This is a genomic window from Sanguibacter keddieii DSM 10542, assembly GCF_000024925.1.
GTDB classification, from domain to species: Bacteria; Actinomycetota; Actinomycetes; order Actinomycetales; family Cellulomonadaceae; genus Sanguibacter; species Sanguibacter keddieii.
In genome coordinates this window covers 3,151,542-3,171,408 of record NC_013521.1, presented here as the reverse complement: position 1 = coordinate 3,171,408, position 19,867 = coordinate 3,151,542, and the positions used below count along the sequence as shown (strand labels likewise).

Genomic DNA, 19,867 nt, shown 5'->3' with positions numbered 1-19,867 from the left:
GGGATGACGACGACCGTGCCCGACGCCCCCACCGAGACCACCCGGCCGGCGCGCGAGCGCCTCGTCCGCGCGGCGCAGGAGCTCTACGGCGAGCAGGGCGTCGACGCGACCACGCCCCGCGAGGTCCTCGAGCGCAGCGGGGTCGGGCAGGGCAGCCTCTACCACCACTTCCCGAGCAAGACCGACCTGGCACGGACGGCGCTGCGCCGCACGGCCCAGGAGTCCCTCGACGAGGCCCGGTCGACCCTCGCCAACGGCGGGAGCTCGAGCGGACGGCTGCGTGCCTACCTCGCCGCGCCGCGGGACGCGCTCGCGGGGAGCGCCGTCGGCCGGATGACCAGCGACCCCGTCGTCATGGCCGACCCGTCCTTGCGGGAGCCCTTGGCGGAGTACTTCACCGGGCTCGTCGACCTCGTGACCGTCGTGCTCTGGGAGCAGGGCTACACCGAGGCTCAGGCGCACGACCGGGCCTTCACGGTCGTCGCGACCGTCCAGGGCGGCTACGTCCTGGCCCGCGCCCTCGGCGACGACGCGGCCCTCGAGCGGGCCCTGCGCGGCGTCCGGACGCTCTGCGGCCTGGAGGAGGCGTGAGCGGCGTGAGCGGCGGGCGGGGTACCCCCGGGGGCCCCGGCTCGGTGCGTGCCCGGCTCCGCGGCCTGGCGAGCTTCGGTGAGCACCTGCCGACCTTCGACACGGCAGCCGCCCCGGCGACGCCCGAGGCGCTCTTCCTCGAGTGGCTCGAGCACGCGGTGGCCGCCGGCGTCCTCGCCCCGCACGCCGTGACCGTGTCGACGTCCGGCCCGTCGGGCGAGGTCTCCGGACGGGTGGTGATCCTCAAGGACGTGACCGACCAGGGCTGGGTCTTCGCCGGTCAGGCGACGAGCCCCAAGGGCCGCGACCTCGACGAGAACCCGCAGGCGGCGCTCACGTTCTTCTGGCCCGTGGTCGGCCGGCAGGTCCGGGTGGTCGGCGACGTGGTCAGACGCCCGGCCGACGAGGCCGCCGCGGACTTCCTCGCGCGCCCGCCGGCGGCGCGTGCCGCCTACCTCGCGGGGGAGCAGAGCGCCCCGATGTCGCCGACCGACGACCTCGGCGAGGCGCTCGTCGCGGCCGAGCACGAGGCCGCCGCCCACCCGGACGACGCGTCGCCCGGGTGGACCCTGTGGTCTGTCCGTCCGCGCTCGGTCGAGTTCTGGCAGGCCGACCACGCCAGGGCCCACGTGCGGCTGCGCTACCAGCCGAGGCCCGAGGGCGGCGGGTGGACGACCGACCGCCTGTGGCCCTGAGGCCACGTCGTCCAGGTCCGTGGCGCCTCAGAGGTCCTCAGGTCTCGGGCGGGGCCCAGGACCAGGTCCTAGTCGGTGACACCGCCCGCGCCGCGAGACGACTATCCTGGACCGCGTGACGCACACCCCCACCTCTCTGCCCCGCCCGGTCCTGGTCGTCGACTTCGGTGCGCAGTACGCGCAGCTGATCGCCCGCCGCGTCCGTGAGGCCAACGTCTACTCCGAGATCGTCCCGCACACGGCGACGGTCGAGCAGATGCTCGCGAAGGACCCCGCGGCCATCATCCTGTCGGGCGGGCCGTCGTCCGTGTACGCCCACGGCGCCCCGTTCGTGGACCCGGCGCTGTTCGACGCGGGCGTGCCCGTGCTCGGCATCTGCTACGGGTTCCAGGCGATGGCCAAGGCCCTCGGCGGGGACGTCGCCCAGACGGGCGTCTCCGAGTACGGCGGCACCGCCGTCGAGGTCTGCCAGGCCGGCGCGCTGCTGCACGGCTCGCCCGAGCAGCAGACCACCTGGATGAGCCACGGCGACGCGGTCCACACCGCTCCCGAGGGCTTCGAGGTCCTGGCGACCTCGGCCGGCTCGCCCGTCGCCGCCTTCGAGAACACCGAGCGTCGCCTGTACGGCGTGCAGTGGCACCCCGAGGTCAAGCACTCACCGCTCGGCCAGCAGGCTCTCGAGAACTTCCTCTACGTGGGCGCCGGGCTCGAGCCCACCTGGACCGCCGCGAACGTCGTCGACGACCAGGTCGCGATCATCCGCGAGCAGGTCGGCGACGCGCGCGTCATCTGCGGTCTCTCCGGCGGCGTCGACTCCTCGGTCGCGGCCGCGCTCGTGCAGAAGGCCGTCGGCTCGCAGCTCACCTGCGTGTTCGTCGACCACGGCCTGCTCCGCGAGGGCGAGGCCGAGCAGGTCGAGGTCGACTTCGTCGAGTCGACCGGCGTCAAGCTCAAGGTCGTCGACGCGCGCGAGCGCTTCCTGTCGGCGCTGGCCGGCGTGAGCGACCCGGAGACCAAGCGCAAGATCATCGGCCGCGAGTTCATCCGCGTGTTCGAGGACGCGGCCCGTGAGGTCGTCGAGGAGGCCGGCGAGGTCGGCTCCGAGGTCAAGTTCCTGGTGCAGGGCACGCTCTACCCCGACGTCGTCGAGTCCGGCGGCGGCGAGGGTGCGGCCAACATCAAGAGCCACCACAACGTGGGTGGCCTGCCCGACGACCTGCAGTTCTCGCTCGTGGAGCCGCTGCGCACCCTGTTCAAGGACGAGGTCCGTGCGGTCGGCCTCGAGCTCGGCGTGCCCGAGGGCATCGTGTGGCGCCAGCCGTTCCCCGGACCGGGTCTCGGCATCCGGATCGTCGGCGACGTCACCGCGGAGCGCCTCGAGATCCTGCGCGCCGCAGACTCGATCGCCCGCGAGGAGCTCACCCGCGCCGGCCTGGACCGCGAGATCTGGCAGTGCCCGGTCGTGCTGCTGGCCGACGTCCGCTCGGTCGGCGTCCAGGGCGACGGCCGCACCTACGGGCACCCGATCGTGCTGCGCCCGGTGTCGTCAGAGGACGCGATGACCGCGGACTGGACGCGCCTGCCCTACGACGTGCTGTCGATCATCTCGACGCGCATCACCAACGAGGTCAAGGACGTCAACCGCGTGGTGCTCGACGTGACGAGCAAGCCGCCGGGCACCATCGAGTGGGAGTGACGGACCGGCGGTAGCCGGGACGTCGAGCGGGCGGTGACGGGGTCTCCCGTCACCGCCCGCTCTGCTGTCGGCGCGCGGTCGCTGCCCCGTCCTCTGTCCTGTGGGCTGCGTCTCTCGCCGCCCCGACGAGGTGCGACGTCCCTGCGTGAGGGCGTCGGGTTCGTTACGGTGATCCCAGCAGTCCAGTCGTGCAGGGCCAATCTTGAGGGAGATTCTGATGTCGAGCACAGTCACGATCAGGCAGAGTCGAGGTGTCGGGGTCGTCGGTCTCATCAGCATCATCGCTGGTGTCCTGATGATCGTCGCCGGGGGAGCCACGTGGTGGGCGGTGGCCGACAAGCTCTCCCAGGAGGGCATCGTCGTGTCGCAGGACGCCTCGTTCCTCGCCGGCAAGAAGGTCAACGACCCGTTCTCCGCGTTCGCGCAGGCCGAGGTCATCAACAAGCACGCGCTCGAGATGTCCGACGGCAAGACCTACGCCGAGCTGGAGCAGGACGACCCCCTCCGCGACACCGTGATGAACGCGTCGTTCCTGCGGGCCTCGCTGTTCACGTCGGTCGTGTCCTTCGGGATCGCGGCACTCGTCGCCGGGCTGGGCGTGCTGTTCATCCTCGTCGGGTGGGCGCTGCGCCGTGTGGCCGGCGGGCCTCCCGTGGTCGTCGAGACCTCGGGTGGAGCGCGGACCGCAGGAGCGCACCAGGCGACCTCCGAGGAGAGCGCCGGCCGTCGCGTCGCGACCGAGAAGACGACACCGACCGGTGCGTCGACCGTCGCCGCAGAGCCGGTCCCCGCGACCGGCAGCACGCGGACGGCGTCGACCCCGACCACGCCCGTCCAGGACCCCGTGCGCAAGAGCCGCTCGGACCGTGCGGCGAGCCCCTCGCCCGCGCCTGCTGGCGAGCGTCCGGCCACCGGCGCGACCCCGGCCGTCACGGGGACCACCCCTGTCGTGGCGTCGGGCGACGAGGGCACCACTGCCGAGCCCACGACGCCGGCGAAGGACGACAGGCTCGGCGGCTGGGCCTCGCCCGCCGACCGCGTCACCCCGCCCGCCGACCGGACGGGCACGCCCGAGGGTGACGGCAAGGCCTGAGGGGCTGACGGTCTGACGGCGGTGCCGCAGCGAGCGGTGCGGCCTCAGGGCTCGCAGAGCCAGAGCTAGAGCGAGAAGCAGCGGTACGACAGCGGCGGGACCCCGGGTGGGGTCCCGCCTCTGTCGTGTCTGCAGGCCGCCGTCGTGCCTGCCGGGCGGCGTCGTGCCTGCCGGGCGGCGTCGTGCCTGCCGGGCGGCGTCCGCCGGTGGGACGACGCCCGGGGTAGGTGACCTGCGGCGGGTCAGCCCCGGCGGACCACGGCGACGATCGACCCCAGGAGCAGCGCGCCGCCCATGACGCACAGCAGGACGATGAGGGCGAGCTCGACGTCGAAGGTGACCCCGAGGCCCCGGGCGACGATCGCAGCGCCGAAGGCGGCGAGCAGCATCCCCCACACCACGGTGCCCATACGGGCGCCCCGCTGCTTCGCGGGTGGTGCGGCGACGACGGCCGCGGTCGGGGAGGGCACTGACGCGGAGGGCACCGCCGGGGAGGGCGCTGTCGCGGAGGGCACCGTCGCGGACGGCGCTGCCGCGGCCGGGACGTCGTGCGTGGGGCCGCCTGGCGTCGGTGCACCGGGCGGGGCCTGGCCCGGCGCGTCCCCCGCAGACCAGGGTCCGGGCGCCGGAGGCGTGGTCGGGAGTGCGGTGGTCTGCTGCTGGCTGCTCGGGGAGACGTGCGTCGCGTCACCGGTGGCCGGGTCGGTCACGGTGCTCTGCAGCACCGTGGTGTCCGTGGTGCTGCCGACTGAACCTTCCGGAGCTACCGCGGTGTCGGTGGAGCCAACTGGGAGGGTCTTGGTGTTGGTGGAACCAGCCGGGAGGGTCTCGGTGTTGGTGGAGCCAGCCGGGAGGGTCTTGGTGTCGGTCGACCCGACCTGGAGCACCTCCGTGTCCTCCTGGGTCTCGGGCGCGCCCTGCGCAGCCTCCTGGCGCACCTCTTCGGCGCCGTCCTGCGCTGTGCTGTCGGCGGCGTCCTCGTGGGGGTGCGGCGTGGTCATGGTGCCTCCTCGATGGTGATGGTGCCGGCACCGGACGCGATGCTGACGTGGATGCGGGCGTCGTCGCCGTCGCGCACCGCGGTGCTCTCGAAGCTGGTCGAGCGGCCGACGCCCTCGGCGGACCGGGTGTCGCCGTCGACGAGCCAGTCGATGCGACCGGCGCCGAGGTTCACGCGGGCGGACACCGCGGTGTCCTCGGGGACCAGGATGGTGAGGTCGCCCGCCCCGACGTGCACGGGGACCTCGACGGTCTGCCCGCGCGGGAGGTCCATGGCGCTGAGGTCGACGGTGGTGGTGCCCATGCCGACGGAGTACCCCTGCGAGGCGACCTCGGAGGACGTGGGCCGGAAGGTGCTGTCGCCGATGAAGGTGGCGGTGCCGGAGCCGAGCCCAGTCCCGACGCCCTGCAGCGCGAGCGCCGGCCCGGCGGCGAGGAGCGCCATGATCGCGAAGAACCCGAGCGTCCCCGACCGGCGGCCGCGCAGACCTGAGACGACCACGCCGAGGCCGGCGAAGACCGCGACCGCGCCGAGCGAGGTCACGGCGACGTCGCCGGTGAACCCGCCGGTCCGCTCGGTGAGGAGCAGCGCTGCGAAGCCGAGGAGCGCGAGCCCGGCGACCAGCCCGACGACGGCGCGCCCGGGGCCCGCGACCCGTGAGCTCTCGGCCGGTGCCCACGAGGGTGTGGGGCCAGGCGCTGGCACCGGTCCTGCCGGGGGAGTGGTGCTGCCGCCACCGGTCCCGCCTGCACCGCCGGAGACCCCGGGCGCACCCTTGACGAGGCTGGGCGCCGACGTCGAACCACCCTGCCGACCCTGCCCGCTCTGCCCGTGCTGCGAGCCCTGCCAGCCCTGACCGACCGGCGTCGTCGTCGCGCTGGCGGTGGGTGCGACCGGCCAGGTGCTCGCCGGGACTGTCGGTGCCGCCGGGCCGTAGGGGACGTACCCCTCGGAGGTCGGACGCGCCCAGGTGGTGCCCGGGGCGGTCCCGGTGGTGGTGCCTGCCGTCGGGGCGGCCGAGCCTGGACCTTCGCCGGGGCCGGGGGCCCGGTACCCCGTGGTGCTCGGGTCGGAGGCCGCGCCGTCCCGGCGACGGCGGATCGTCACGAAGAGGTAGACGACGAACCCGAGCAGCGCGATGCCGAAGAGGTCGCCGAACCAGCCGGAGCTCCACGAGCCCCACCAGCCGAACCTGCCGGGGTGCCAGCTGAGCCCGACGACGAGCATGACGCCGGCTCCGGCGATGGCCGAGTCGAAACGACCACGGATGGTCTCCTCGAGGTGGATGCGCCCGTCCGTCTGCTCGGGCAGCAGGGCCCACGCGAGGGCGTAGAGGACGAGACCGGCGCCCGACACGAGGGCGAGGACGCCGAACGCGGCCCGGACGAGGAGCGCGTCGACACCGAGGCGCAGCGCGACACCGGAGGCCACGCCGCCGATCCAGCGGTCAGGGGTGCGCACGAGACCGGCACGGCGGATCGACGCGAAGAAGGTGGCCACGTGGTCGGTCGACGGCGACGGGTCAGGGGCCGGCCCGGAGGGGCCCGTCGCCGGACCGGGAGCCTCGGGGCCCTGGTGTGAGGAGTCTGCGGTGCTCATGCCTCGATCCTGTCCCGTCGGGGGTGGTCAGGGCCATCGGGTGTGTCCCTGATCCGACCCTGATCCTCACCGGGGGTCGGGGGCCCTCCAGGTGGCGTCCCGGTGTCCACAGCCCTGGTCTTCCCCTGGTTGTCCCCTGTCTGGTGGCCGGAGGTGCGTCGACCGCGGCCGTCGCGTGCCACGATCAGGGTGTGACTCCCACGACGACCACCCCGGGCCCCGAGCCGGCAGCAGGTGACGTGCCGCCGCCGCGTGCTGCGCTCGGCGTGCCCGCAGCACCACCGGTCCCCGCAGCACCACCGGTCCCGGCTGCGCCCGTCGCGCACGGGGTGCCGCCGGTCCCCGCGGCGCCCGTGACGCCCACTGGTTCGGCTTCGGCCTCCGCCGCCGCATCCGCCTCTCAGGCCCGCTCCCGTCCCGCGCGCCTGCCGCTGCGACGGCCACAGGGCGGTCGCGTCCTCGGGGGAGTGTGCCTCGGGGTCGCCGCGCACCTCGACGTCCCGGTCAAGACGGTGCGGATCCTGCTCCTGCTCCTCGCGCTCGTCGGCGGGGCTGGCGTCGTCGTGTACGTCTTCCTCTGGACCACGGTCCCGCCGGGAGACCCGGCGCGGGCGGCGGCCGAGCTCCGAGACCCTGCCCTCGCGCGCCTGGCCCCGCGGCAGGAGCACGCTCCCGCGCTCGACGCCACGAGCCCGCTGAGCCGGCTGCTCGTCCGGCTCCCGGTGCGTGACATCCTCGTCGGCCTGGTGCTGCTCGCCGGTGCGAGCGCGCTCATCGCGAGCCGCTTCGGCGTGACCATCGAGTGGTCGTGGGTGCTGCCCGTGGTGATCGCCCTCGCCGGGACGGGACTCGCGTGGAGCCAGCTCGACGCGAGCCAGCGCGGCGACCTGCTGAGCCGTGCCGGGGGCCGCACCCCCAACGGTGTGCTGCGCCTGGTCGGGGGCCTGGTCCTGGTGCTCATGGGGGTGCTGGCGCTCGTGAGCCAGGACATGCCCTCGAGCGCCATGCTGCCGGCGGTGGCGTCGGCGCTCGCGGTCCTCGCCGGCGCTGCGCTCGTGCTGGCGCCCTGGTGGTTGCGCCTCGGCCGCGAGCTCGGCGAGGAGCGGGCAGCACGTGAGCGCGCCAACGAGCGCGCCGACATCGCGGCGCACCTGCACGACTCGGTGCTCCAGACCCTCGCGCTCATCCAGCGCAGCGCTGACCGCCCCGGGGAGGTCACGCGTCTCGCCCGCAACCAGGAGCGTGAGCTGCGCGAGTGGCTGTACGACGACCGGCCGGCCGACGGCACCTCCCTCGCGGCAGACCTGCGGGCCCTCGTGGCCGACGTCGAGAACAGGATGACCGAGCGGCTCGGCGGCGACGCGGCGGTCTCTGTCGATGTCGTGGTGGTGGGCGACTGCCCCCCGAACGACGCGACCCGTGCTCTCCTCCAGGCGGCCCGGGAGGCGACCGTCAACGCCGTCGTGCACGGGCGTCCGCCGGTCTCGGTCTACCTCGAGGTCAGCGACGCCGCGGCCGAGGTGTTCATCCGGGACCGGGGCGAGGGCTTCGACCTCGACGCCATCCCGCACGACAGGTTCGGCGTGCGGGAGTCGATCCTCGGCCGGGTCCAGCGCCGAGGTGGTCGGGCGAGCGTCCGGTCCGGCCCCGGTGGGGGGACCGAGGTGCGCCTGCGCGTCCCGCTCGTGGAGCAGCACGGCCACAGCGTGCCAGACTCTGGCCCGGCACCGACGAGCGTCCACCCGCAAGGTGCTGGCGACCCTGTCGGCACCGCACCCGAGCCCAGCACCCTGAGCACGCCCAGCACCCTGAACACACCAAGCACACCCAGCACACCCAGCACACCCAGCACACCCAGCACCTCGAGTTCCCCCAGCACCCCCAGCCCCACCCAGGAGAGCCCCCGATGAGCAGCGCGCCGCAGACGACCGCAGTCCTGGTCGACGACCACGACATGTTCCGCGCGGGTGTCCGCGCGAGCCTCGACGCGCACGTGCAGGTGGTAGGCGAGGCCGCCGACGTCGACGCGGCCGTCGCCGTGATCCGCGAGACCATGCCCGCGGTGGTCCTGCTCGACGTCCACCTGCCCGGCGGTGGCGGTGGCGGAGGGGCAGAGGTGATCACCCGGTGCGCCGACCTGCTCGCCGGGACGCGGTTCCTCGCGCTCTCGGTCTCCGACGCCGCCGAAGACGTGGTGGCGGTCATCCGGGCGGGGGCGCGCGGCTACGTCACCAAGGCGATCTCCGGCCAGGAGCTGGGGGACGCGATCGACCGGGTGTCCGGCGGGGACGCGGTGTTCTCGCCGCGGCTCGCCGGGTTCGTCCTCGACTCCTTCGGCACCCAGGCGGCCGACGTCGCGGTCGCCGACGACGAGCTCGACCGCCTGTCGGCCCGTGAGCAGGAGGTCATGCGGCTCATCGCCCGCGGCTACTCCTACCGCGAGGTGGCGAGCGAGCTATTCATCTCCATCAAGACGGTCGAGACCCACGTGTCGGCCGTGCTGCGCAAGCTCCAGCTGTCGTCGCGCCACGAGCTCACCCGGTGGGCCGCTGCCCGCCGCCTCCTCTGAGCGTCAGGCCGTCGCCCGAGCGGAGCGCTCCGGCGACGTCTGCCGGGGACCCTCCTGCCGGGGGAGACGTGCGCGGGCGCCCGGACGTCAGGCACGATGGTCCGATGACGCGCGCGACTCCACCCGACGACCTCGACCACCGCGAGCCCTCCGACGGTCTCTCGGCGGACCCGGTCGACGACGCGCGCCCGGTGGGCTCCGCGCACCCAGAGGACGTCGCACCCTCCGGCGACGACGCGCTCGCGGTGGACCTCGCACGCCCGGTCGACGGAGTCCTCACGGCGACCGACCTGCTCGACGACCGTCCCGTCCTCGTCGCCTGCTCGCACGGCACCGACGACCCCTACGGCCGCGCCGTCATCAGCCACCTCGTCGGTCAGGTGCGGGCGCTGCTCCCGGACGTGGAGGTCCTCGAGACCTACGTCGACGTGCAGTACCCGCAGGTGGACGAGGTCGTCGCCTCGGTCGCCGGATCGCGCCCCGTGGTGATCGTGCCGCTCCTGCTCTCCGGCGGATTCCACGTGACCGTCGACATCCGGCAGGCCGTCGAGACCCGCGTTGCGACAGGCGCCCCGACCATCGCCGCGGGGGCGCTCGGCCCGGACCCGCGTCTCGCGACGATCCTCGTGGACCGGCTCGACGAGGCCGGTGCGCTCGCGGGCGACTCTGTGGTGGTGGCGGCCGCCGGCTCGAGCGTCGCCGCCGCGACGGTCGACGTCGACGCGGTGGCCGCGGACGTCGACCTCGCCTGGGACGGCCCCGTCACGGTCGGCTACTGCTCGGCGGCCGCACCGCGCGTCGACGTCGCCGCAGACCTGGCGCGGGCCTCGCTGGGCGGGCCGGAGCACGGTCGTGTGGTGATCGCGTCGTACCTCCTGGCGCCGGGTTTCTTCCAGCGGCGACTCGCAGGTGCCGGTGCCGAGATCGTCGCGGAGCCCCTCGGTGCGCACCCGCTCGTCGCGCAGATCGTGGTCGACAGGTACGCCGCAGCGCTCGAGACCCTGCGGAGCCGGTTGACAGTCTGAGAGTGTTTCTCGTTGGTCCAGAGCCGGCGGGCGGTGCTCTGGTGTGCGGCAGGTCGGCGCAGGTCGGCGCACAGCAGGATCGCCGCCCGGGAGGCGTCGGCACGTCGGACCGGCGGGTCTGGTCAGGAGCGACCGCCGGGGTGGTCGAAAACTGTGTGCGGACCGCTGGCGGAGAGGGCATGCTGGACGCATGGACACCCCGGTCCGCGTCACCGACGCGCTGAGCATCCCCGCGAGCGAGCTCTCGTGGCGTTTCTCGCGCTCGTCCGGGCCGGGAGGGCAGGGTGTCAACACCGCAGACAGCCGTGTGGAGCTGCTCTGGGACCCGACCGCGTCGGCGGCCGTCGCCGACCTGTCCGAGACGCTCCGCGAGCGGCTGCTCACCAGGGTCCGCGGGTCGCTGGTCAACGGGTCGCTCTCTGTGGTGGTCTCTGAGAACCGCGCCCAGCTCCGCAACCGCGCGACCGCGCGCGAGCGGCTGGCGCAGACCGTCCGCGAGGCGCTCGCGCCGCCGCCCCGTGCCCGTCGCGCGACGAGGCCGACCCGGGGCTCGGTGGAGCGCCGGCTCACCGCGAAGAAGAACCGCAGCTCGGTCAAGGCCAACAGGACCTCGCGAGGTCACGCGGACTGAGATGGCGCAGTCCGGTCAGGGAGTGAGATTTTCGGCCGGACCCCTGGGCCTGCGGGGGACGAGACGTAGCGTGCCGACCGAGCCCGGCCGGGCTCTGTCCGCACTGCTCTCGAGAGGCTGCACTTCATGTCGACCCGACCTGCCCTCCCTTCCCTCGTGACGAGCCCTCAGCTCCACGAAGCCCTGCGCGACCGTCCGGAGGAGGTCCGTGTCCTCGACGCGACGACCTTCTTGCCCACCACCGTGGAGGGCGCGCCGTACACGGCGTCGGCCGGTCGCGACGGGTACCTGGCGGAGCACGTCCCGGGGGCGGTGTTCGCCGACGTGGCCGGCGCGCTGTCGGACCCGGAGGCGGAGCAGCTCTTCACGGTGCCGTCGGCTGAGGCCTTCGCCCGGGCGGCGCACGACCTGGGAGTCGGCCCTGCGACCCACGTGGTGGTGTACGACACCGTCGGCAGCGCCTGGGCGACGCGGGTCTGGTGGCTCTTCCGGCTGTTCGGGCACGACGCGGTGTCGGTGCTCGACGGTGGGCTCGGGGCGTGGAAGGCGGAGGGGTTACCTGTCGCGAGCGGTACGACGGACGTCGACGGGCTGGCGGGAGTGTCGACCCCGGCGTTCGTCGCCGAGCTCAGGCCCCACCTCCTGGCCACGAAGGCGGAGGTCGTCGGGACGCTCCCCGGTGCGACGTCTGACCAGGGAGCCGGGTCGTCCCGCGGCACCGTGGTCGTCAACGCCCTCGACCCGGCGACCTTCGTGGGGAGCCCCGACCTGAGCCCGTACGCGCGCCGCGGGAGGATCCCCGGAAGCGTGAACCTGCCGCTGTACACGCTCCTCGACCCGTCGACAGGGCGGTTCCTCCCGGTGGAAGACCTCTTCAGCCTGCTCCAGGCGCAGGGGGTGCTCGACGCTGATCGTGCGGTGACCTATTGCGGTGGTGGCATCGCTGCGACGCTCCCCGCCTTCGCGGCCTACCTCGTGGCCGGAGCTGAAGTCGCCGTGTACGACGGGTCCCTCAGCGAGTGGACTGCTGACCGGTCGCTGCCGGTGGAGGTCGGCTGATCCTGGAAGTCGACGATTGATCCCGGAAGGTGACGGCTGATCGCGGAAGGTGACGGCTGATCGCGGAAGTCGACGGCTGATCGCGGAAGGCGACGGCAGATCCCGGAAGGTGACGGCTGATCGCGGAAAGTGACGACTCGTCCCGGGAGCAACGGCTGAGTGCGGAAGGCGACGACTGATTCCCGCGATCGACGCCTTTTGGTTTTCTGACGATCTGTCATTACGGTGAGGGTATGGACTTCCTCTACAACGCCATCGTCGTGCTCCACCTGGTCGGCTGGGCCATCGTGCTCGGCGGCTACATCGCCACCGTCCGCCAGCCGGGCGTCTACCGCGGGACCTTCCACGGTGCGGCGACCGCACTCGTCACCGGGATCCTCCTCGTCGGGCTCGCCGAGTCTGTCGACTCTCTCGGCAAGGACCCGTCCATGGTGAAGATCGGGATCAAGCTCGTCGTCGCTCTCGCGGTGACGGTCCTGGCCCTCGTCGCCAAGAAGAAGGGCGACCAGGTGGCACCTGGCGTCAAGCACGCGATCGGTGGACTCACGCTGGTCAACATCGTCATCGCCGTCTTCGTCTGACTTCTGGGCCCAAGGTCCCGGCCGGGTGGTCGCGAGCCAGATATTCGCTGGTCGTGACCACCCGGCCGCACTAGCGTCCGGGGCATGAGCACAGTGCAGCTCCTGCTCCTCGGCGGAGCATCGGGGACAGGCAAGACGTCGGTCGGGTGGGAGGCGTCAGCCGCGCTCGAGGCCCGGGGTGTCGCCCACTGCGTGATCGACGGCGACAACCTCGGTCACGTCTTTCCGGCCCCGGAGGGAGACCCTCAGCGGTCCGCGATCGTCGAGCGGAACCTGGCGGCGGTCTGGTCGGGCTACGCCGACCTCGGCCACTCCCGTCTCGTCTACACGAACACGGTGAGCGTGCTCGAGGCGGACATGGTCACCAGGGCGATCCTCGGGTCGGCGCGCTCGACCGCAGTCGAGGTCGTCCGGGTGGTCCTCACCGCCGAGCCGCGCACCGTCGCCGACCGGCTCGCCCGCCGGGAGACCGGCGACCTCGTCGCGGTGCACGTCGACCGCAGCCGACGTGCCGCGCTGCTGCTCGCGGAGCGTGCGCCGGCCGGGACGGTACGCGTGCCCACGGACGGCACGACCGCGAGAGATGTCGCGCTGGAGGTGCTCCGCGCCGCTGGCTGGTGAGGGGCTCTCTCCACCAGGTCGCCCGCTCGTCGACGGACGACGCAGGCTTGTCCTGGTCGGCCAGGAGGCCTGTCCTGTCCGGTCAGAAGGGCGGTTCGTCGGGGAAGTCAGAGTGGTCACCATCGACGGACGTGATTCCGGTCGCGTCGCGCTTCTCTGCCTGGCGGTCCACGAGCTCCAGGGCAGCGTGGTCGAGGTAGTCGCGCCCGGTGGGCGCGGTCCAGCGCACGACGTCGGCGGTCGGTGCCGAGTCGCTGTGCCGTGGGGTGCGGCGGCCCCTGTTGCTGTTCAGCGTGACTGTGTGCGGCGGGTCGCTGTGTGGTGGGCTGCTGTGAGGTGGGTTGCTGTCTGGTGGCGCGGTCGTTGGTCTGTCGGGTGGTTCGGTGCGGACGGTCCAGGTGGTGGTGTGCTTGAGGCGGTGGTGGTGTCGGCAGAGGTGGATGAGGTTGTGGTGGTCGGTGGTTCCGCCGTGGGCCCAGTCGGTGATGTGGTCGATGTCGCAGCGTTGGGCTCTGCGTGAGCATCCGGGGAAGCGGCAGGTCTCGTCGCGGATGCGTAGCCAGGTCTTGAGGTCTGCGGGGACGGCGTAGCGGTCGCGTCCTACTGAGAGGACGGTGCCGGTCTCGGGGTGGGTGAGGATCCGCAGGAAGCTCGGTGCCTGGGCTGCGAGGCGTCGGGCGGTGTGTGCGTCGATGGGTCCGTGGCCTGCGAGATCGCCGGGCTCCTCGGAGTGGCCGAGGAGCGTCATGACGGGGATGGTGACGGCGACCTGGGGCTTGATGCCGCCCAGGGAGACGCGGTCGGCGACGCCGGCGATCGACTGAGTCGGCTCTCCGGCGGAGTGAGGCGCGGCCTCGCTAGCCGCGACGCCACGGTCCTCGCTGTTGCCGTCCGCGTCCGTGCCTGTGGCGGCAGTCAGGGCGGTCCGTGCGTCGTCGTCGAGGAGCAAGTCCACGCTCGCGTCGGCGCGCAACTGGGCCAAGGTGCGGGGCTCGTCGGGGCCCTGGACGGCGACAGCGATGTCGGTCAACCGGTGGAAGATCGCGGTGGCCTGGACCGCTGGGAGGAGATGGTGCAGCCACGCCATGCCGTCCCCGCACGGGTGCAGCTCGACGTGACGGTCTTGGGCTGCGACCTGGTGTCGCTCGACCAGCGGGCGCGAGTCGCGGCGCTCACGCTCACGCCGGGCGACGGTCTTGAGGCGAGAGACCGTCAACGTCTGCGCCTTGAGGGCCAGCAACGCGTCCAGCTCGAGGACCGAAGGTTCGTCCAGGCCCATGGTCGCGTCCAGGACCGTCTGCGCGTGCCGGTAGGACACCACGCCCTTGCGCAGCGCAGCCATCGTGGCGGGGTGCTCGTGCACCAGGGCCTTCGACTCCAACAGCAGGACGCCCGCCGACCGCTCCGGTAAGCGCAGTGCGCACCCGAGCTCGGCGGTCAGGGAACGCTCGGCGAAAGTGTGGTCCACACCATTGGCCTGCTCCTTGCCCTGGTGCCGCGCAGAGATGTCGGCGGCCACCAGGGACCACCGGCGCAGCTCCTCCACACGCTCGGCAGCCCTCGCCTGCGAAGCGGCGACCTCGGCGAACCCCGCCACCACCGCGTCGATCAGGTCACCCAGGCGGTCGTTCGCCTGCTCGATCGTCATGACACCCAGGTGCTCGGCCGGCGACCCTATCGCGGTCGTCGCCCTCGCTGCCCGCTCGTCGAGCGCCGCCCGCTCGTCGACCGCTGCTCGCTCGTCAAGCGCCGCCCGCTCGTCGCCCAGCGCGCGTGGGCCGAGGCCAGATCCCGAGGACACGACCGACTCTGAGCCCGCCGGCACAGCACGGCCGAGACCGTGCGATCCGCGAGATTTCGGAGTTTCCGTCGACATATCCCAATTCTACGGATCACCACCGACACGCACCCTGTGTCTCGCCGTGCCACCCGACTCTCGCCAGAGACCATGCCGTCCAGCCCAGCAGCTCCTTTGCCGTCCGGTCGACCGAAGCCCGCTCCGCCCGACCGACCGGCTGACACCCGGCCCACCCGCCCGGCTCAGACCCGGCCGGCCAGCCCGACCGGCCCAGACCCGGCCAGCCAGCCCGACCGGCCTCGACCCGGACCGCCCCGGCCCGCCCCGACCAGCGACACCGTCAGACCAGCGCCTGCTCCAGGAACCGTTCGCTCTCGCTCCACACCAGCCGCCCCAGGGCACCGTTGACCAGCAGCAGGTACGGCGGCACGTGACCGCACTCCACGTCGGCGACGATCGGGACGCCGAGCGTCCCGAGAGCGTCGAGCACCGCCTCGGTCTGGGTGAGGGTGGGGGAGTCCGGTGCCTTCGTCCGGCCGACGAGCACGGCGACCGCACCGTCGAAGTACCCCGCGAGCCGCATGCCGTGCAGGCGCCGGCAGATCGACAGCGCGTCGTCGCCAGCAGCCTCCACGTAGACGATCAGGTCGTCCGTCGCGCCACCCGCTCCGCCAGCCCCGCGGAGCGCCCCGGTGCGCCCGTACCGCGACCCGGCGATCCCCGACTGCGTCTCGATGCAGCCCCCGACGATCCGCCCGGTGACCTCGAACGCCTCGCCCTCGCCCCCGCTCCTCACCTCAGCCCCGTCACGAGCTTCACCAACCCCAGCCCCAGCCTCACCACTGCCACCAGCAGCACCGCCCGCGTCGATCCGCCGCCAACCCCCGGTCCCGTCCCAGGTGTGCTGGGACACGGTCGGGTCGACGGTCCAGTCGTCCCAGCCCGTCGCGCGGTGCACGCCCGGGCTCGACTGCCGCAGCGTCGACCCCGCCGGCGCGGTGACCACGTCGAGCCACGACAGCAGGGGAGCGGGCACCTCGTAGGGGCTGTCCATGAGGTTGGTGCCGTGCACGGTGGCCCAGCCGGTCAGCAGTGTCAGCGGCGTGAGGATCGTCGAGATGTCGGAGAACCCCACCACCCAGGTCGGCTCGGCGGCGGCGATGGCGTCGAGGTCGAGGTGGGGGAGCAGGTCGATCGCGGTCTCCCCGCCCCATGGCGGGACCACCGCACGGACCCGCGGGTCGGTGAGCATCCGCTGGAGCTCGGCCGCCCGCTCGTGCACCGGCGCGCTGACGTGCGACGCCCCGTCCAGGCAGGCGCCGAGCTCGACCTCGTACCCCTGGGCCCGCAGCCAGGCGACGGCGTGGTCGAGGCGTCCGCGGTGCTGCTCGCCGACGCCGCTCGAGGGGGCCGTCACCCCGACGGTGTCGCCGGGACGCAGCGGGCGCGGGTATCGGATCTCCATGGTGACCAGCCTGCCACGGTGCGTTCCCACGCCGCCTTCCGCCTAGGGTGACCCTCATGTCAGGGATCCAGGAGCTCGTCGTCGGGCTCGTCATCGTCGTCGGCCTGGTCGGCGGCACCACGCAGCTGATCCCCGGCGGCCTCGTCATCGTCGGTGCGGTCCTGGTGTGGGCGGTGATGACCGGAGGGGCCGCGGCCTGGGCGGTGCTCGCAATCGCCGTCGTGGCCGTCGCGGTGTCGGCCGTCGTCAAGTACGTCGTCGCCGGACGGCACATGACCCGGGCACAGGTCCCGGGGTTCACCGTCGTGGTCGGCGCGGTCGCCGGCATCGTGCTGTTCTTCGTCATCCCGGTCGTCGGCCTGTTCGTGGGGTTCGTCGGCGGGATCTTCCTCTGCGAGCTGGTGCGGCGCCGTGACGCGGCGCTCGCCTGGACCGCGACGCGGGCTGCGCTCACCGCGACCGCGCTGACGGTGCTCATCGAGCTCGCCGGCTCGCTCGTCGCGACCGGTGCGTGGGTCGTCGGTCTCCTCGTGACGTGACAGCGGGCGTCGTCCCCAGCCCGTACGCCGAGGGCTCCGCGTGTCAGCCCTGGCGCTTAGGCTGGTGCCGCTATGACTTCTCTCTTTGATCACCTCCCTGGTTTCGACGACGCCGGCCGCGCCCCCACATCGTCGGCGACAGGCGCCTCCTCGGGCCCGTCGGGCGCGTCGACGAGCGCTGCGTCGGGCACCTCGTCGGGCTCCGGCTCAGCAGGTCACGCGAGCGACGCCCTCGCGCGCGTGGCTGCGGCGCACCCGCAGGACTGGGAGGCCTCGGCCGAGCAGGCGCGCGACCGTGCGTCGCGTGTCGCCGCCGAGCTCGTCGAGGGGCTCAACCCCCAGCAGCGGGAGGCCGTCGAGCACGGGGGGAGCCCGCTGCTCATCGTCGCGGGTGCTGGGTCGGGCAAGACGCGTGTGCTCACGCACCGCATCGCACACCTGCTCGCGACGGGCCGCGCTCGGCCCTCCGAGATCCTCGCGATCACCTTCACCAACAAGGCCGCCGCCGAGATGCGCGAGCGCGTCGCAGCGATCGTCGGCCCGGCCGCCGGCCGCATGTGGGTGTCGACCTTCCACTCCGCGTGCGTACGGATCCTGCGCCGGGAGGCGAAGTCGCTCGGGCTGCGCCAGAGCTTCTCGATCTACGACTCGGCCGACTCGCAGCGGCTCATCACCATGGTGCTGCGCGAGCTGGACCTCGATCCCAAGAAGTTCCCGGCCAAGCAGCTGCAGAACAAGATCTCCTCGCTCAAGGACGAGCTCGTCACGCCGGAGCGCTACGCCGCGGAGTCGGGTGCGTCGTCGCCGCAGGGGTCGAGCGCGAACGAGGTCGACCAGGTGCTCTCGGACGTCTACTCGCGGTACCAGGCGCGGCTGCGCCAGGCGCACGCCCTCGACTTCGACGACCTCATCATGTCGACCGTCACGCTCCTCCAGGAGCACCCGCCGGTCGCCGAGCACTACCGGCGGCGCTTCCGCCACGTGCTTGTCGACGAGTACCAGGACACCAACCACGCGCAGTACATCCTGGTGCGCGAGCTCGCCGGTTCCCCAGCCCGCAGCGCCTCCGCGCACGACGAGAGCTCCCCGCACGACGAGAGCTCCCCGCACGACGGCGACGCAGCCCCCGCGCCCACCGAGCCGGCCGCGGCGCCGACGCTGCCGCCGGGCGAGCTCACCGTCGTCGGTGACGCCGACCAGTCGATCTACGCCTTCCGCGGCGCGACGATCCGCAACATCCTCGAGTTCGAGGCGGACTACCCCGACGCCCGCACCATCCTGCTCGAGCAGAACTACCGCTCGACGCAGAACATCCTCACCGCAGCCAACGCGGTCATCTCGCGGAACACCGACCGCAAGCCCAAGCGGCTGTGGACGGACGCGGGCGAGGGCGCCAAGATCATCGGCTACGTGGCCGACAACGAGCACGAGGAAGCCCGGTTCATCGCGCAGGAGATCGACCGGCTCGGCGACGCCGAGAAGGTCCGCCCGGGCGACGTCGCGATCTTCTACCGCACGAACGCCCAGTCCCGAGCCCTCGAGGAGGTGCTCATCCGGGTCGGCCTGCCGTACAAGGTGGTCGGCGGCACCCGGTTCTACGAGCGCCGCGAGATCAAGGACGTCATCGCGTACCTGCGTGCCGTCGCCAACCCGGACGACGACGTCAACCTCCGCCGCATCCTCAACGTCCCCAAGCGCGGGCTCGGGGAGCGCGCCGAGTCGATGATCGTGGCCCAGGCAGAGCGCGACAGGTCCTCCTTCGGGGAGGCCCTCGACCGACTCGACGAGATCCCCGGGCTCACCGCCCGGTCCCGCACCCCGCTCAAGGCCTTCCGCGACCTCATGGACGGGCTCCGCGAGCTCGCCGAGGGCGGCGCGGGCCCCGCCGAGGTCATCGGCGAGGTGCTCGACCGCACCGGCTACCTCAAGGACCTCCGGGCCAGCGACGACCCGCAGGACGAGTCGCGCGTCGAGAACCTCGCCGAGCTGCACGCCGTCGCGGCCGAGTTCGAGGAGTCGGAGCCCGAGGGCACGCTCGCGGACTTCCTCGAGCGGGTCTCGCTCGTCGCCGACTCCGACCAGATCCCCAGCGCCGACGACTCCGGCCACGAGGGCACGCCCGTCGTCGACCCCGGGGTCGTCACCCTCATGACGCTGCACACGGCCAAGGGCCTCGAGTTCCCGGTCGTGTTCCTCACGGGCATGGAGGACGGCACGTTCCCGCACATGCGCTCCCTGCACGACGAGGTGGAGCTCGCCGAGGAGCGCCGTCTCGCCTACGTGGGGATCACCCGTGCCCGCGAGCGGCTCTACATCTCACGGTCCGCGGTGCGGTCCGCCTGGGGCATGGCCAACGAGTTCCCGGCCAGCCGGTTCCTCGACGAGGTCCCCGAGGAGCTGTGGGACTGGCGACGTCGTGAGTCGAGCATGTCCGCGCTCCGCGGGCCGGGCGGCTACTCGGGTGGCTACGGCTCCGGTGGGTACGGCTCCGGCCAGCGCCGCCGGTCGTCGGACGACGACGACTTCGCGCCCCCGATCGGTGGCAGCGGCTACCGCAGCAGCAAGACCACCACCATCCCGGCGTGGAAGAAGCAGCCCGAGGACGCCGCCCCCAGCTTCGGGTCGGGCGGCGGCAAGGCCGAGGGGGACATCCCGTCCCTCGCCGTCGGGGACCGCGTCACCCACGACTCCTTCGGCCTCGGCACCGTGCTCGCCGTCGAGGGGGTCGGCACCAAGGCCGTCGCCAAGATCGACTTCGGCGGCGACGGCACCAAGCGGCTGCTCCTGAGGTTCGCGCCGGTCACCAAGCTCTGAGGGGTCCGGGGCGGCGGGGACCGAGCTGGCACCCGTACCCGGCGGCCCCGCCGCACCGACGTCTCGACCGGTCCGACCGTGTCAACCCGCA

The 19,867-nt window shown here is 73.0% G+C and carries 17 protein-coding genes; 13 read left to right on the top strand and 4 right to left on the bottom strand.

Translation table 11 applies throughout. The features are described 5' to 3' along the window. Positions 1-3: 3 nt before the first annotated feature. From SKED_RS13930 to SKED_RS20920, 4 genes are all read left to right on the top strand, one after another. A complete protein-coding gene (locus SKED_RS13930) occupies positions 4-591 on the top strand; it encodes a TetR/AcrR family transcriptional regulator (protein ID WP_012867810.1) in 588 nt (195 codons plus the stop codon). Next, positions 588-1,286: a pyridoxine/pyridoxamine 5'-phosphate oxidase gene (locus SKED_RS13925; RefSeq protein ID WP_012867809.1), complete on the top strand. Its 699-nt coding sequence runs from the start codon at positions 588-590 to the stop codon at positions 1,284-1,286. The genes SKED_RS13930 and SKED_RS13925 overlap by 4 nt, the downstream gene beginning before the upstream one ends. Positions 1,287-1,401: 115 nt before the next feature. Continuing rightward, positions 1,402-2,982, top strand: coding sequence for a glutamine-hydrolyzing GMP synthase (gene guaA, locus SKED_RS13920; RefSeq protein ID WP_012867808.1), 1,581 nt, complete (start codon positions 1,402-1,404; stop codon positions 2,980-2,982). Between the two features lie 217 nt (positions 2,983-3,199). Then, positions 3,200-4,075: a hypothetical protein gene (locus tag SKED_RS20920; RefSeq protein ID WP_012867807.1), complete on the top strand. Its 876-nt coding sequence runs from the start codon at positions 3,200-3,202 to the stop codon at positions 4,073-4,075. A gap of 242 nt (positions 4,076-4,317) precedes the next feature. Here SKED_RS20920 and SKED_RS13910 read toward each other — a convergent pair whose 3' ends face one another. Both SKED_RS13910 and SKED_RS13905 read right to left on the bottom strand, forming a co-directional pair. Next, entirely contained in the window at positions 4,318-5,076 is a 759-nt protein-coding gene (locus tag SKED_RS13910) for a hypothetical protein (RefSeq protein WP_012867806.1), read from the bottom strand. Continuing rightward, positions 5,073-6,674 (bottom strand): PspC domain-containing protein, encoded by a 1,602-nt coding sequence (locus SKED_RS13905; protein WP_012867805.1) that lies wholly within the window; start codon positions 6,672-6,674, stop codon positions 5,073-5,075. Before SKED_RS13905 ends, SKED_RS13910 begins: the two co-directional genes overlap by 4 nt. Before the next feature lie 425 nt (positions 6,675-7,099). On the opposite strand from SKED_RS13905, the gene SKED_RS13900 reads away from it, so the two are divergent. The 7 genes from SKED_RS13900 (at position 7,100) to SKED_RS13870 (ending at position 13,160) form a co-directional block, all read left to right on the top strand. Continuing rightward, the gene (locus SKED_RS13900; RefSeq protein WP_425358130.1) at positions 7,100-8,584 is read left to right on the top strand and encodes a PspC domain-containing protein; all 1,485 of its coding nucleotides are present in this window, start codon (positions 7,100-7,102) and stop codon (positions 8,582-8,584) included. After that, a complete protein-coding gene (locus SKED_RS13895) occupies positions 8,581-9,243 on the top strand; it encodes a LuxR C-terminal-related transcriptional regulator (RefSeq protein ID WP_012867803.1) in 663 nt (220 codons plus the stop codon). The genes SKED_RS13900 and SKED_RS13895 overlap by 4 nt, the downstream gene beginning before the upstream one ends. A 104-nt stretch (positions 9,244-9,347) precedes the next feature. Continuing rightward, a complete protein-coding gene (locus SKED_RS13890; protein WP_012867802.1) occupies positions 9,348-10,268 on the top strand; it encodes a sirohydrochlorin chelatase in 921 nt (306 codons plus the stop codon). Positions 10,269-10,458: 190 nt separating this feature from the next. Continuing rightward, a complete protein-coding gene (gene arfB, locus SKED_RS13885) occupies positions 10,459-10,899 on the top strand; it encodes an alternative ribosome rescue aminoacyl-tRNA hydrolase ArfB (protein ID WP_012867801.1) in 441 nt (146 codons plus the stop codon). A gap of 126 nt (positions 10,900-11,025) precedes the next feature. Next, positions 11,026-11,958, top strand: a complete 933-nt coding sequence (locus SKED_RS13880) for a sulfurtransferase (protein WP_012867800.1) — start codon at positions 11,026-11,028, stop codon at positions 11,956-11,958. Positions 11,959-12,191: 233 nt separating this feature from the next. Continuing rightward, positions 12,192-12,539, top strand: coding sequence for a hypothetical protein (locus tag SKED_RS13875; RefSeq protein WP_012867799.1), 348 nt, complete (start codon positions 12,192-12,194; stop codon positions 12,537-12,539). An 84-nt stretch (positions 12,540-12,623) separates the two neighbouring features. Further along, positions 12,624-13,160 (top strand): adenylyl-sulfate kinase, encoded by a 537-nt coding sequence (locus SKED_RS13870; RefSeq protein WP_012867798.1) that lies wholly within the window; start codon positions 12,624-12,626, stop codon positions 13,158-13,160. Between the two features lie 82 nt (positions 13,161-13,242). Here SKED_RS13870 and SKED_RS19130 read toward each other — a convergent pair whose 3' ends face one another. Both SKED_RS19130 and SKED_RS13860 read right to left on the bottom strand, forming a co-directional pair. Continuing rightward, positions 13,243-14,808, bottom strand: coding sequence for an HNH endonuclease signature motif containing protein (locus tag SKED_RS19130; protein ID WP_081448099.1), 1,566 nt, complete (start codon positions 14,806-14,808; stop codon positions 13,243-13,245). A 490-nt stretch (positions 14,809-15,298) separates the two neighbouring features. Further along, the gene (locus SKED_RS13860; RefSeq protein WP_012867796.1) at positions 15,299-16,423 is read right to left on the bottom strand and encodes a S66 family peptidase; all 1,125 of its coding nucleotides are present in this window, start codon (positions 16,421-16,423) and stop codon (positions 15,299-15,301) included. Positions 16,424-16,479: 56 nt separating this feature from the next. Here SKED_RS13860 and SKED_RS13855 point away from each other — a divergent pair, with 56 nt between their 5' ends. Further along, the gene (locus SKED_RS13855) at positions 16,480-16,962 is read left to right on the top strand and encodes a DUF456 domain-containing protein (RefSeq protein WP_012867795.1); all 483 of its coding nucleotides are present in this window, start codon (positions 16,480-16,482) and stop codon (positions 16,960-16,962) included. A gap of 72 nt (positions 16,963-17,034) precedes the next feature. Then, positions 17,035-19,776: a DNA helicase PcrA gene (gene pcrA, locus SKED_RS13850; protein ID WP_081448002.1), complete on the top strand. Its 2,742-nt coding sequence runs from the start codon at positions 17,035-17,037 to the stop codon at positions 19,774-19,776. The last annotated feature ends 91 nt before the right edge of the window (positions 19,777-19,867 follow it).

What these genes read in the sequence shown, in the direction of transcription:
- SKED_RS13880 (WP_012867800.1), top strand. Translation starts at nt 11,026, where the DNA reads ATGTCGACCCGACCTGCCCTCCCTTCCCTCGTGACGAGCCCTCAGCTC.
- SKED_RS13855 (WP_012867795.1), top strand. Translation starts at nt 16,480, where the DNA reads ATGTCAGGGATCCAGGAGCTCGTCGTCGGGCTCGTCATCGTCGTCGGC.
- SKED_RS13860 (WP_012867796.1), bottom strand. Translation starts at nt 16,423, where the DNA reads ATGGAGATCCGATACCCGCGCCCGCTGCGTCCCGGCGACACCGTCGGG.
- SKED_RS13890 (WP_012867802.1), top strand. Translation starts at nt 9,348, where the DNA reads ATGACGCGCGCGACTCCACCCGACGACCTCGACCACCGCGAGCCCTCC.
- SKED_RS19130 (WP_081448099.1), bottom strand. Translation starts at nt 14,808, where the DNA reads ATGACGATCGAGCAGGCGAACGACCGCCTGGGTGACCTGATCGACGCG.
- SKED_RS13910 (WP_012867806.1), bottom strand. Translation starts at nt 5,076, where the DNA reads ATGACCACGCCGCACCCCCACGAGGACGCCGCCGACAGCACAGCGCAG.
- SKED_RS20920 (WP_012867807.1), top strand. Translation starts at nt 3,200, where the DNA reads ATGTCGAGCACAGTCACGATCAGGCAGAGTCGAGGTGTCGGGGTCGTC.
- SKED_RS13930 (WP_012867810.1), top strand. Translation starts at nt 4, where the DNA reads ATGACGACGACCGTGCCCGACGCCCCCACCGAGACCACCCGGCCGGCG.
- SKED_RS13905 (WP_012867805.1), bottom strand. Translation starts at nt 6,674, where the DNA reads ATGAGCACCGCAGACTCCTCACACCAGGGCCCCGAGGCTCCCGGTCCG.
- SKED_RS13875 (WP_012867799.1), top strand. Translation starts at nt 12,192, where the DNA reads ATGGACTTCCTCTACAACGCCATCGTCGTGCTCCACCTGGTCGGCTGG.
- arfB (WP_012867801.1), top strand. Translation starts at nt 10,459, where the DNA reads ATGGACACCCCGGTCCGCGTCACCGACGCGCTGAGCATCCCCGCGAGC.
- pcrA (WP_081448002.1), top strand. Translation starts at nt 17,035, where the DNA reads ATGACTTCTCTCTTTGATCACCTCCCTGGTTTCGACGACGCCGGCCGC.
- SKED_RS13895 (WP_012867803.1), top strand. Translation starts at nt 8,581, where the DNA reads ATGAGCAGCGCGCCGCAGACGACCGCAGTCCTGGTCGACGACCACGAC.
- SKED_RS13870 (WP_012867798.1), top strand. Translation starts at nt 12,624, where the DNA reads ATGAGCACAGTGCAGCTCCTGCTCCTCGGCGGAGCATCGGGGACAGGC.